The organism is Enterococcus crotali (assembly GCF_000633635.1).
Taxonomy (GTDB): Bacteria; Bacillota; Bacilli; order Lactobacillales; family Enterococcaceae; genus Enterococcus_L; species Enterococcus_L crotali.
Genome location: NZ_AYPQ01000003.1, coordinates 296411 through 309989 on the forward strand (window position 1 = coordinate 296411; position 13579 = coordinate 309989).

The 13579-nt window shown below is 36.4% G+C and carries 12 protein-coding genes; all 12 read left to right on the forward strand.

Going from position 1 to position 13579, the window contains the following annotated elements; genetic code table 11:
* The first annotated feature begins 12 nt into the window (after nucleotides 1-12).
* The 12 genes from V192_RS0109740 (at nucleotide 13) to V192_RS0109795 (ending at nucleotide 13574) form a co-directional block, all read left to right on the forward strand.
* Entirely contained in the window at nucleotides 13-369 is a 357-nt protein-coding gene (locus tag V192_RS0109740) for an LPXTG cell wall anchor domain-containing protein (RefSeq protein WP_025871229.1), read from the forward strand.
* 3 nt (nucleotides 370-372) lie between these two features.
* Complete coding sequence (locus V192_RS0109745) at nucleotides 373-1182, forward strand: WxL domain-containing protein (protein WP_025871231.1); 810 nt, start codon at nucleotides 373-375, stop codon at nucleotides 1180-1182.
* Between the two features lie 32 nt (nucleotides 1183-1214).
* The gene (locus tag V192_RS20905) at nucleotides 1215-1997 is read left to right on the forward strand and encodes a WxL domain-containing protein (RefSeq protein ID WP_025871233.1); all 783 of its coding nucleotides are present in this window, start codon (nucleotides 1215-1217) and stop codon (nucleotides 1995-1997) included.
* Nucleotides 1998-2102: 105 nt separating this feature from the next.
* Nucleotides 2103-3185: a WxLIP family cell surface protein gene (locus tag V192_RS0109755; RefSeq protein WP_025871235.1), complete on the forward strand. Its 1083-nt coding sequence runs from the start codon at nucleotides 2103-2105 to the stop codon at nucleotides 3183-3185.
* A 28-nt stretch (nucleotides 3186-3213) separates the two neighbouring features.
* A complete protein-coding gene (locus V192_RS0109760; RefSeq protein ID WP_025871237.1) occupies nucleotides 3214-3879 on the forward strand; it encodes a hypothetical protein in 666 nt (221 codons plus the stop codon).
* 22 nt (nucleotides 3880-3901) lie between these two features.
* Nucleotides 3902-4663, forward strand: coding sequence for a signal peptidase I (gene lepB / locus V192_RS0109765; protein ID WP_025871239.1), 762 nt, complete (start codon nucleotides 3902-3904; stop codon nucleotides 4661-4663).
* Between the two features lie 23 nt (nucleotides 4664-4686).
* Nucleotides 4687-5394 carry a signal peptidase I gene (lepB, locus tag V192_RS0109770; protein ID WP_025871241.1) on the forward strand — a complete coding sequence of 236 codons (708 nt, stop codon included), beginning with the start codon at nucleotides 4687-4689 and terminating at the stop codon, nucleotides 5392-5394.
* A 34-nt stretch (nucleotides 5395-5428) separates the two neighbouring features.
* Nucleotides 5429-8032 (forward strand): YfhO family protein, encoded by a 2604-nt coding sequence (locus V192_RS0109775; RefSeq protein ID WP_025871243.1) that lies wholly within the window; start codon nucleotides 5429-5431, stop codon nucleotides 8030-8032.
* Between the two features lie 99 nt (nucleotides 8033-8131).
* Nucleotides 8132-9016, forward strand: coding sequence for a DUF5067 domain-containing protein (locus V192_RS0109780; protein WP_128080811.1), 885 nt, complete (start codon nucleotides 8132-8134; stop codon nucleotides 9014-9016).
* Nucleotides 9017-9034: 18 nt separating this feature from the next.
* Nucleotides 9035-9784 (forward strand): hypothetical protein, encoded by a 750-nt coding sequence (locus tag V192_RS0109785; RefSeq protein WP_025871247.1) that lies wholly within the window; start codon nucleotides 9035-9037, stop codon nucleotides 9782-9784.
* 530 nt (nucleotides 9785-10314) lie between these two features.
* Complete coding sequence (locus V192_RS0109790; protein WP_025871249.1) at nucleotides 10315-11025, forward strand: winged helix-turn-helix domain-containing protein; 711 nt, start codon at nucleotides 10315-10317, stop codon at nucleotides 11023-11025.
* Nucleotides 11026-11288: 263 nt separating this feature from the next.
* Nucleotides 11289-13574 (forward strand): glycosyl hydrolase family 18 protein, encoded by a 2286-nt coding sequence (locus V192_RS0109795; protein WP_025871252.1) that lies wholly within the window; start codon nucleotides 11289-11291, stop codon nucleotides 13572-13574.
* Nucleotides 13575-13579: the final 5 nt, after the last annotated feature.

The following is a 13579-nucleotide window of genomic DNA, read 5'->3' on the forward strand; positions in this document are numbered from 1 at the left end:
TGGAGGGATAAAATGAGAACAAAAAAAGTAACATATCTGCTTATCTTCTTCATTGCTTGGTTTACGCTATTCATTTCGCCAGCTCAAATGGTCAATGCACAAGGGGATGAAAACGGCGGTGGTGCTGTTCAAACGAATGGAGAAATTGGTTTCTACGAAGAAGATGGTTCAACTGAACCACCGACATCAACTAGTTCAACACAACCAGTTGATAAGGAAATGCCGACTAAACCTAAAGGCAGATATCCTTCAACCGGTGAGCTAGTAAAAACAAGTTTATCCATTAGTGGCGCTGTTGTGGTTGTAATTGTTTTAGGCTATTTTCTTTTGAAACGGAAAAAGGAAAAGCAAGAAGGAAAGGGGCATTAAGCAATGAAAAGAACAATGACATTGTCTTTACTTGCCGTGATTCTTCTAGGAGTGGGACCTTTTATTACAGGGAATCAGACTGTATCCGCGCAAGAAAGTTTAGATGGCACAGGTTCGATCAAGTTTACTGGGGACTATGATAATGTTGGAATCAGAGATCCGGAAAACCCGGATAAAACTGTCGATGCAGGAGAAAGTCCAAGTTCATCAGGAAAGCTACGTATTGATTTTGTTCCACAATTCAATTTTACTGGACGGAATAAAATATCTGCTAAAGATATGAATTATTCAGTGAATGCTCAATTATTTCATGACGAAACTGAAGCTCGTGGAAACTTCATACAAGTTTCAGATTATCGTGGCGGAGCAATGGGGTGGACTCTTCGGTTAAAGCAAGAGACACAATTTCAAAATACTAAAACACCAAACAATCAGTTGAATGGTGCTGTGTTGTCTTTAGACAAATCATGGACGAATTCTACAGTAGATAAAGCATATGCCCCAGTTGTTTCAGGTGATATTATTCGCTTGGAAAATATTGGAGAAACATATAATTTAGCAGAAGCAAAACAAGGCACAGGAGCAGGCACGTGGTCTATTTCATTCGGAGCGTCATCTGATAATCCCCTTGGAAGAGAAAACAGCTTGAAACCCAAAGTCGATCCAGACGGAAAGCCGATGCTTGATGCAAGCTTTGAAAATAAGCAAATGCAAGAAAATAGTGCAATAACGTTGTCGATACCCGGAACAACGAAAAAAGATCCGGTACCTTACACTACGGTGCTAACTTGGACATTAGCCGAGTTACCATAAATAAAAACACACAATATTAGGAGGAAATACAAATGAAATTAACACACAAATTATGCGGAGCAGCTTTATTAGCAGCAACAGGAGTGGCTTTAGCATTGCCAAACACAACAAAAGCAAACGATCTTGAAGGATCTGGACACATTGAGTTCACATATAACTCAGATGAAAATCCAGTCATCACTGATCCAGGTAATTCAACTGGTACAACAATCACAACAGGTATTACTACAACAAACCCTGGACCTATGGGAATTATCGGTATCAGCCCATTAGAGTTTGAGTCACATGATATTTTAACAAGCCAAACACAACGTGACTACAATGCTTCACTTATTACTGCAAACCCAGATAGTACAGAAGCTGATAAAGCAACTAACACTGAGAAATTCGACATGCAAAATGCTGTATGGTTCCAAGATTTACGTGCGACTGAGAAACGTCCATACCAAGTAAGTGCTAAAATCACTGAAAACTTCAAAGAAAAAACAAGCGGTACTTATTTGAAAGGTGCTAACATTACGTACAAAAACATCAATGTAACATCAACTGCAGACCCAAGCTTAAAACCAGCTGAAAAAGCAGGAACATTGAAACTTACAGCAGGCGATGCTGCAACAGCAGGAGATTCAGTAATTTTTGTTGACAACAAAGACGCAGCAGAAGGCGTTGGTTACGGTAAATTCGAACTTAACTTTGGTTTACACTCTGATGACACTGCAAAAGATGCTGTTGTATTAAACATTCCAGCTACTACTGCAATCGGTGAAGGAGATTATTCTGCAAAAATCACTTGGACAATGGCTGACGTAATTTAAGTCGTACCCATTGATCCGTTTTAAAGAAAAAAATAAGTACTGAGTGAGGCTCGCCGGCTCAATGAGTCGGCGAATTTCATTTCATAGAAAGGTTAGAGAACTGTAATGAAAAAAAGAGCATTTATATTTTTACTCTCACTTATATACATAGCTAGTTTTGTTTTACCAACGCAACTGGCATACGCCGATGATTCTAAGAAAAAAGAGGAACAAAAAAATCCGCTAGGCTTTAGCTATAAAGTAATTAAACCAGACAATCAACAAAATCCACAAGTTGGTTATTATGATCTACGAATGACACCTGGGCAAAAACAAACGGTTCAAATTGATTTGACAAATGATGGAGATCAAGAAGTAGAGGTAGAGGTTTCAATTAATGGTGCTAAGACGAATGGAAATGGTGTTATTGAATATGGCCCAAGCTCGATCGATAATGATAAATCATTGAAATATGATTTTAAAGAGGTTGTTAAAGGAGAAGAATCTGTAAAAATCCCGCCTAAAACAACTGTTCCATTGAAATTAGCTATTACAATGCCTGAAAGTAGTTACGATGGTATGATTTCTGGTGGTATTGAAATGAAGCGTCATATCAGCAAAGAAGAGCAAGCAAAACAAAAAGGGGTCGTAAATGAGTATGCGTTTTTAGTGGGGATGGTACTGACAGAAACAGATACAACTGTACAACCTGAATTGGAATTGAACAAAGTATATGCTGGATTAAGTAATTATCGCAATAGTATTTTTGTCAATCTTTCAAATATAGAAGCAGCGATTTTAGATGATTTGACATTGGATGTTCAAATTATGTCAAAAGAATCTGATAGCGTTATTTATGACACTAAAAAAGCCGGTATGCGTTTTGCACCAAATAGCATGATGGACTTTCCAATTTCAATGAATGGGGAAAAAATGGTGCCAGGTAAGTATCGAGCACATGTTCTTGCAACATCCAAAGATAGAAAATGGGAATGGACCGAAGAATTCACAATTACGGATGAAGATGCAGATAAATACAACAAGCAAGATGTTAATTTGGTTCAAGAACAAGGAATTAACTGGAAGCTAATTGTACCAATTGTAGCAGGTGTCTTTATTTTAGGCTTGATCATATTCTTTGTAGTTAGAACCCTTAATAAAAAAAGAGCCACTAAGAAAAAGAAGGCTAAAAAAAGCAAACGTAGATAAAAAAACTTAAAAGGAGAGAGAGCCGAATATGAGTATGTTGGATTGGTCCTTTGTAACATTACTATCTAGTGCCCTACTCTTTTTCCTATTTGCACTATTCTCTGTTGTTCTCTCAATAATGACTAGACGAAAGTTACGTCCATTGAAAAGGAGACCACCTAAAAATAAGCGCAAACGGAAACAATTTATGATGAAACGTCGTAAATTTGAAAAACAAGTAAAACGACAGCAGAATACAGGGATTTTCCTTATTGTTTTAATGTTGCTGTCAACTGGCGGCGCCGTCTACACTCGAAACTATCAAATGAATAATCTAAATGCGAATGATTCAGAGTCTATCGTTCAAAGTTATTATTTATTAGATGAAGTTGAGCTTCAATTAAACAATATCAAAAACGATAAAAATCCACAAAAATCGATTAAAAATCTAAGGGAACTTTCGCTCTCTCTATCTAGTTATGGTGCAAGAAGAGCATACCAAGGCTTAACTGAGGAAGGGCAAATGTTGTTGAATCGGCATTTTGTTTTGTTGAAAGAACTTGGAACAAACTTGAGTAGTCAAACTGTAGACACATTAGGAAACAAAGACACGATGGCAGGCTATCAAAAGGATGTAAACAAAGTGAAGGATAGTCAAAAGAAAGTATTCAAACGATTTAAAGTCAATGAAGCTGCTTTGAAGACCAAAAAGTAGCAGCTAGGTTGAGGTGAATCAAATGGAACAAGACAACAAAAAGAAAAAACAACGCCCAGTAACTAAAACGACGAAATCAACGTCGAAAAAAAAGACGAATCAGCTCTCCAAAAAACAAAACAAGGATAGCTCACGAGAAAGAACGAAATCTTCAATAAAAGTAAAATCACAGAAAAAACGTAAGCTGCAGAAGGTCAAAAGAAAGAAATTAACAAAAAAGCAACGTATTGCTTTAAAGAAACAACAACATAAGAAGTTGATTTTGGAAGTGATCATTACAATTTTACTCACGTTGACCTTAACGTCAATAATTGCGTATTTTACGTTCTCTATTCCTAAAGTTGAAGGATATTCCATGACGCCGACAGTGAATGATAAGGACCGTTTGTTTGTGAATAAATGGGGACAAGTCAAGCGGTTCAATTTAATTTACTTCAAAGAGCCTAAACATCAGGAAGTAATGATTCGGCGTGTCATTGCTTTACCTGGTGAAGACTTTTTTTATAAAGAAGGTAAATTATATATAGATGGAGAAGAAATAGTAGAACGTTTTATGTCTCAAACAACAGAAGCTAACGGGGAAAAACAGACCAATCGTACACCTGATTTTTCGTTACGAGAGATAGTACAAGCAAAACGTGTACCCAAAGGTAAGTATGTTGTTTTGGGGGATAATCGAAGCTATTCAACGGACAGTCGCTATTTTGGTCTGGTCGATGAAAAAGATATTATCGGTGTGGTAACAATGAGAGTATTCCCAATTCATGAAATGACTCATTTTTAGTCTAGAAATAACGAGGTAAAAAGATGAAACCGTCAAACTCAGAGCAGATAGTACATAGAAAAAGTCCTACTGGTCATGCAAAGAAAAGACCTCCTCATAAAAAAAAGAAAACATTCAGCTACATAAAAAGACAACGGATACTTGAAAGAAAAAAAAGAAAAAAAGAAAGTTGGGCTGGGAAAGTACGTCGTTATTTTTCGAACTTGATTTTTCTTCTTTTTTTCATGGCTTGTTGTCTGTTTTTATTTCATATGGCCACACATCAAGTATCAGGTCATTCTATGGCGCCGACTTTTGCGAATAAGGACCGCGTTTTGGTCGCTAAAGGCGTGCACCCGTCTAGATATGAGATTATCACTTTTGAACCTAAAACGGCGAAAGGAGACTCTTATATCAAGCGGGTCATAGGCATGCCAGGAGATGTTATCTGGGTGGAAGAAAACACGTTATATATCAATCATCAAGCAGAAAACAATCCGAAGAATCTCTATGGACAAAACTTAGCGGCTAAAGAACTACCGGATGGAACGATTCGAGTGAATGTTACAACAAATGTTGCGAGGGCATTATCAGTCTATTATAAGATACCTGAAAATGCTTATTTTGTTTTAGGCGACAATCGAAATCATTCTGAAGATAGTCGGATTTTTGGTTTGGTTGATCAAGATCAGATCGAAGGTATCGTTGTTTATCGGTATTATCCATTCAATAAGATGGGCGTTGTTCGATAAAAGGTTGGGAACTGTAAAGAAAGTGAGAGCAAGAATGAGAAAACAGAGAATAAAAGAGTTTCTAAAACAAAATAGTTTGGCAATGTTGCTGAGCTTTAGTCTACCTGTTGTATTAATGGCATTGATCTATTATTTTAAAGATATTTATCCAGGCAGTAAATTGACAGTCTTAGCGAGTGATTCCTTTACACAGTATGCGAATTTTCATGCCAGTTTTAATAACGTTTTACATGGCAAACAAAATATTTTCTATACTTGGTCTGGCTCATTAGGATTAAATTACTGGGCGTTGATGGCATATTATTTAAATGGTTTATTTACACCCCTTGTGTTCTTTTTTGATAATGGAAATATGGCAGATGCCTTGTATTATTTAACGCTACTTAAGTTTGGCGCAAGTGGTTTGGCTTTTTGGGTATTTGCGCACAACACATTCAAAATCAATCGCTGGTTAGTTGTTGGTTTAAGTGTCTCTTATGCACTGATGTCTTATAGCGTAGGCTACTCAGAAGTTATTATGTGGTTGGATACATTTATGTATTTACCGTTGATTATTTTAGGAATCCATCGGTTGATGGATGATAAAAAGCCAGCACTGTTGTTTATCAGTTATCTATTGCTATTTTTATCTAATTTTTACATGGCTTTTATGGTAGGTGTTTTTTCTTTTCTCTACTTTTTTGCTAGAGCGATCAGTCAGTGGACTGTTTATAAAAAGAGCATCCTTCCTTATTTGATAACCTCACTACTTGCTGGTGGTGCATCAATGATCACCATCTTGCCGACTATTTTTGATCTAAGTAATAATGGAGAAAGTCTATCGGCAATAACCACATTTTTAACACCTGATACTGGCCCTTGGGATTTTGTGGCAAAAAGTTTAGTAGGTGTTTATGATACGTCAAAATTTGAAAGTATGCCGTTTATCTATATTGGCTTATTTGCGCTGATTTTCTGTATGTTTTATTTTATCAGCAACAAGATTGCACTTAAAAATAAGTTGCTTTTTGGAAGCTTATTTATCTTATTGATCGCCAGTGTCTATATTTTACCGCTTAATCTAGCGTGGCATGGTCTGCATTCACCAAATATGTTGCTTTTTAGGTTTAGCTTTTTATTTTCATTTTTAGTGATTTTATTAGCAGGTTATGGCTTAGAAGTATTTGAAAAGAGCGACTTCAATCGGCTGTTAAATGGTGTATTGGGGATCACAGGTCTGATCATTGTCTTTTTAATTGTATCGAATAAGAAAAGATATGGCGTGATCACGACAATGTCTTTAGTTGTAACGATCGGGTTACTGGCAGCATATGTTTTACTCTTATATTTTTATGTGTATCAGCCAAAATGGAAAAAGTGGCTTCCTGTGTTAATACTCTTGTTAATGAGTGGAGAGGCTTTTGTAAACGCACAAGCATTAGTCAAAGGAATTAAACAGGATTGGAACTACCCTTCGCGTGAATTGATCGCTAAACCCTATCCTCATATCAAAGCACTGTCAGATCAAGCCTTTGAAGAAAACGACACATTTTTTAGAATGGAAAATTTAAATCCGATTTCTTTAGATGATAGTTTTAATTTTGGGTACCATGGTATTGGGATGTTTTCATCTATTCGTAATAGACACTCTTCACAATACATGAATGCGTTAGGATTTCGTTCTCTAGGGAGTAACCTTCAAGTTCATTATGAAAATAACACGTTGTTGATGGATGCGTTGATTGGGATGAAATATATCATTGCTAAAGGAAACTTAAACAAGTTTGGCTATGAAAAAATGGCTCAATCGGGTGACTATAGCCTGTATAAAAACGCTTATGCGCTGCCTTTAGGAATTATGACCGACAAAGGCATTTATGAAAAAGAAGCGGTTCGAAATCAAACAGAGCTTTTCAATTATTTATCTGGATCAGAAGGTGAATTATTTAGTTTTGGGGAAGCTACCATGGTAGACTCAAAAAATGTCATTGTTACAGAAGAAGAAAATACAGTCAGCTTTGGTGAAGAAGAGCCAAATAAAATAAAATCCGTTACGTGGCTAATTACAGTTCCAGAGCACTCACAAGGCTATTTAAGTCTAGTGCCAACAGATTTAGGAGCAGCAATAGATACCAAGGTACATGTGACAGTGGATGGTGTAACACGTAGAACTGATTTACGCGATGATGGTCAATATCACTCCATCGGCTATTATGATAAAACCAAAACAATAAAAGTTACGACGAGTTTTACAGGTGGGAAGCAGAGAACTACATTATTCAAGCCAGATGTAGTCTTTTTAAACACACAGGAATTTGAAAAGTCAGTGAAAAAGATCCAAGAAAAAAGTGTAGACTTTAAAACGAATGGCCGTAAAGCACAAGCACGAACCTCTTTTGAGGAAGATCAGGTGTTATTAACAACAATTCCGTATGATAAAGGTTGGAAAGCTTATATCGATGGAAAACAGGTCAAGATTCCAACATTTAAAGATGCCTTTTTAGCAATTCCAGTACCTGCTGGGACACATGAAATTAAATTTGTTTTCTTACCACAAGGTTTTGTGATCGGAGCCATTTTATTCATTCTGTGTATATTACTATTTATTGGCTATAGCTACTGGTTAAAAAAACAATTAAAGGTAAAAAGCGAGACATAAAAATAACGCAAAGAAATAAAGGAGAATCAACATGAAGCAATTAAAAGGAATCATTTTCTGTACACTACTGTTTTTTTGACTGGTTGTGCTCAGCAAGCGTTGTCTGGAGAAGAAGCATATTTTTCAAAAGAAGGTGTAGAATATTCCTTTAATCTGCCGGATGGTTGGAAAGGGCAAGAGGATTATCAAGAAGAATATAATGAAGCAGCAGTTTTTGGTGCAGAAGATACAACCAGTAATTCTTATATGTTTATTCGGGTACGTGATAGAGCTGATTTAAAACAACAGGCATTAGAGCAAAGGGCAAAAAAATTAGTAAAAGAATCTTTTGGTGTTGACCATGTCACAGCAGAAAATGTCGGGGGAGATGACCCAGTAGCATTGCGTTTCTCTTTTAAATATGTATTTAAGCAAAAACCAGTCTGGGTCTCAGCTTATTATGTTCTTCAAAAACAGCATATAGTCGAGTATATTTTTTACACGCCGCAAGACAATCAAGAAAATAAAAGGACAAAAGTCTTTGATCAATCAGTAGCAACGTTAGCATTAGAAAGTGCTACAAAAAAATCAACGACGTCAGAACAAGCTTCAGAGAAAAAAAACAAAATTGAGAATGATTCGTATGTTTTTGATTTAACTAGCTACAAAGTCATTTCTGAAAATAATCAGCAAAATCTTTTGATTGTTCGTTATGTTTTTAAAAATAAAACGGACGTCAAGACAGCTGCAAATTTATGGGAGACCTTAGTAACCGCTGAACAGGATGGGAAAACATTAAATAGTAGCCCCATAACAGAACATACACAAGCGGCAGATTTGTCCTATTTATTAGAAAATGGCAGGCAGTTGATCGGCAAGAATGATTCGATAGAAAGTGCAGTAGTTTATCAGTTGGCGGGGCACTCATTGACAGATATTACTTTTTCATTTGATAAGGAACAATTTGAAGGGAATACCGAGATTATTATGCCCATAAAAAAATAAGTAGAAAGCAGGTTTATTATGAAACAAGCAAAGATTGTATTAATGTTGTTGCCATTATTGTTTTTAACAGCCTGTAATGGAACCTCAGAAAAACAGCCAGAGTCCACTGCCAATCATAAACTGGATAAAAGTGAGCAAAAATTTGCTTGGTGGGGAGACCGTAAGACACCTTTTGGCGATTTTGAATATGTGAACATTTCAGAAAAAGAAGCGCATGAACTTATGGAAAACAAATTTAAATTGACCATTCCTGAAACGGTCAATTCAGCTAAAAAATTAATTACAGAAGATTTGGTATTCGAAGAAAGCGAAAAAGAATCTGACTCCTATAGTTTGTTTACTTCTGAGAACATGTTGGAGTTTTCCTGCTTTGTAAAATATAAAAATAAAGCTGGAAAGTACTTGTCCTATGGAGAAATAAAATTGACGTATAACTATATTCCGATACAAAAAAAAGTCAAACTAGCTAGTGAGAAATTAGTCATTTACAACGCTCCAGATGATGGGATTTTCCATGGGCAAAATGTAATGAGCACCTTAAGAAATATGAGTAGCTGGTTAGATCTAACAGATCAAGACAAATTAGTGAAGAAGTTTGAGGAAGAAACAAAAGCAAAGGAATCGCTAGGAAATCAAGAAATAATCCTCTATCGAAATTTGGATGAAGCGAAGGAAAAGCGCCTCTTTGGAAAAAGTTTTGGTGTAAAGTATGGAGCAAATGGAACGATAGCGGAAATTTACGCTGTAGCTAGAGATTATCGTATTTAGAAATAGAGTAGATATATATGAAAGGATAGAAGTCTTGCTTTTTCAAGAAAGCCTCTTCCATCATTAGTCATTTCTATTCTAAAATATGGAGTAAACAGATTTTTTGTATTTTATGGTTATAAGAAGAGGCTGGGTCAGAAGTGTTTAACCTCGAGAAATAAGAAAGGATTTACGAAAGTTGTCAAGAATCACAGTGATTTTATGAACTGCTGCTGATTGGCACCTCCTTGGTGTTCTTCCAATTTTTGTGAATGTCAACTTATTTCCAAAGGGGTTGCTTCTGATCCTACCGTTTATTCGGGCTATTTTTTTTGCAGAAAATAAAATAAAATTAATCTGAAATGAAAGCGTATTAAACTAGAGTGAGATGCTTTTTTCTCAAAAAAACATTAAATTTACACTCGAATTTAATAATAAAAAAGTGATGTATTCCCTTATACTTGTTGTTAGAAAGGAAAAAAAATTAAATATTCTGAAAAATAGAGTGATAGATGAGGAATAATCAAAAAAATATAAATGAGGGAATGAAAATGTTTAACATAGCAATTGTAAACAATGATGGTAATAGTAATTCTGCATACATAAAAGCTTTAGAAGAAAAAAAGTGTGTGATACATCAGATGGATTTTGACGAGCTTGCGAAAGAACTCTCTGGAATCCATGCTGTACTTATCACTGAATCAGGAGTTGAAAACATCGGTCAAACATACGAATGGATCATTAAAACCAGAAGTTTATCCAATTGTTTCATTTGGGTTTTATCCAGAGAAGCAACAAAAATAAATCGGATCATTCATCTTCAACTTGGCGCAGATGGGACACTTGATAGTGAGATCGATCTAGAGGAATTTTCACTTTATATTATGAAGACTCTTGAAAGAAGAGCAGTTGGACAAAATCAACTAGAGAGCACTAGCTCTGCGAGACGATTGAACGAAGAGGATGGACCTTTTGACATTCGCTTGATTTCTGGTAATTCTTCCGTAAAAATTGATGGAAAAAATGAAATAGCTTTAACCGATCTAGAGTTTAGCACGTTAGAATTATTGATTGAGCGAAAAGGTCAGGCTGTTACGTATGAAGAATTGTATGAAAATATTTGGGGAGAAGAAGAGGGAGATAAAAAATATCGTGTTGCCAATTTAGTTTTTCATTTAAGAAAAAAACTAAATGATGATTCCTTCAAGTCAAAATATATTCGAACAGTACGTTCGAGGGGGTATATGTTACCTAGGTACTAATCTGATTGATGTTTGTTTATTAGCGTAGGGTGTGGAGTGAGGCTGAATACTTGCTTATCACACCCTTTTTTTGGTTTTTCGTTGAATATATTTCTATTAATAAAAATATATCATTTAAAAATGTATATCGTTAGCGCTTTCAAACTAAATGTTATATTCTTATGATGAGAATCAATCATACAGTAGGAGGGGATACTCAAAATCAAAAATTTAAGCATTATCGGTCATTACTGCACAACAAAAACTTAAACGAGGTGGAAAATTTGAAAAAAGTGTTTAGAAAAAATGTCAACGTTCTATCCGCACTAGTACTTATTGTTTCAAGTTTGGTTTTGTCTGTATCTGTGTTAGTACCGAATAAGACTGTAGACGCTGCAGAACCTACTCAGTATCGGAATGTTATGTACTACGGTGATTGGTCGATTTGGGGCGGGGAAGATAACTTTTATCCCAAAGATATTCCAGCCGATCAGCTGACTCATTTAAATTATGCTTTTTTAGATTTTGATAGTAGTGGTAACTTGAAATTTACAGACAAAGACGCAGCAGTTGGTGCACCAGTTGGACAAGAAGGCGTTCAATGGAATAGTGCCAGTGCAGGTGTTCTAAACGCAGTCCAAGATATTCGTGCTAAAAATCCTAACTTAAAAATCGGCATTTCTATCGGTGGCTGGTCTAAATCAGGCGACTTCTCTGATGTTGCAGCAGATCCAACCATTAGAGCTAATTTTGTTAGCAATATTGCCAAGTTCATTAAATATACCAACATGGATTTTGTCGATCTTGATTGGGAATATCCTGCATCTGTTCGTGAACCAGATAAAGTAGATAACACGAATGATGAAGGAACACCTCATGCAAAACCCGCCGATAAACAAAATTTCATTACATTATTACAAGATATTCGTACAGCTATTGATAAACAAGGCAAAGATTTAGGAAAAAGCTACGAATTGTCTGTCGCGTTACCTGCTTCGCAAAATACCTTGAAAAATGGTGTGGATGTTGCGCAATTATTTAAAGTGATCGATTTTGCAAATGTGATGACGTATGATATGAATGGTGCTTGGACTCCAAACAGCGCTCATCACAGTGCACTTTATGGCAATCCAGCTGATCCTAATTATGCGAGCGGCTTTTCTGTCGATCAAACAGTGAAGTATTTACAAACAAATGGGGCACCGTCCAATAAAATTGTGATTGGTGCCGCCTTCTATACACGTGGCTGGAATAAAGTAGCGGCGGGAACAGATGCAGCGCATCCTGGTTTATTCCAAGCGGCTGAAAAAAATAACAAAGATGCAGACTTATCACCAACATATGGTGCTAATAATAAAAATCCGTTGAAATCAGGTGATGGTGGCCGTGCAGGTGGTGTTTGGCCGTATCGTAATATTGCGGATTTGAAAGTGAAATCACCAGATTTAAATGAATATTGGGATGATGTAGCAAAAGCTCCTTACATGTATAATCAAAAAACAGGTGAGTTTTATACCTATGATAATCCGCGCTCGATCAGTTATAAAGCTGAGTATGTAAAAAATAATCAATTAGGCGGCGTGATTTCATGGATGCAATCACAAGACAAAGCAACAGATACAACGAAGCGTGACGAATTGACTAAAGCAATCAAAACAGGTTTATTCGGTTCAGCTAATTTACCAGCAAATAAAACAATTTATGCTGATTTAAATGTTAAAGCAACGATCACACCTTACAACGAGAATGGTACGGGCTATGAAATCACAGTTAAGAATAATGAAACGTCGGGAGAAACAGGTGATGTATTAAAAGCTGTGGAAGCAGCTTTTGAAACAGTCAAACTACCTAAGCTATATATCCCAGTCAATGCAGCGGAAACGTTAACGGCTGGTGATTATAAAGCAGGAACAGTTACGGTGGAAAATGGCAATGTTGTAGTCGACCTATCTTCTGTTTACGATGCCCAACAAATCCCACAAGGTTCAAGCTATACATTCAGACTAAAATCAAGTGCAACAACTGTTGATGTAAATCGTATCAGTACTATTTCATTAACACAGCGCATCGCTAAAAATGGTGCTGAACTTAGCAAACAAACGATTTATGGTGGAGGAGCAGTTAATCCAGACCCAACAGATACAACCCCTCCGACAACGCCAGAAAATCTAGTTGCTGGAACAATTACTGAAAATAGTGCGGCATTAAGTTGGTCGGCTTCTACAGATAATGTAAAACTCGCTGGTTATAAGATTTACCGTGAGGGTGTATTGGTTGGCACAGTTGCAGAAACAACCTATACAGATACAAATTTAGCTGCTAATACAACCTATAATTACACAGTAAAGGCGTATGACGCTGCGGGAAATCTTTCAGCAGATAGCAATGCAGTTTCAGTAAAAACAAAAGAAAGCACTACACCTCCCGTAACCAACGCGTGGGATGCAGCGAAAGCGTATAATGGCGGAGATGTTGTGACCTATCAAGGTAAAACGTACAAAGCAAAATGGTGGACGCAAGGAAACGTACCTGGAACGGAACAATGGGGACCATGGGAACTAGTTGGATAAGAGTA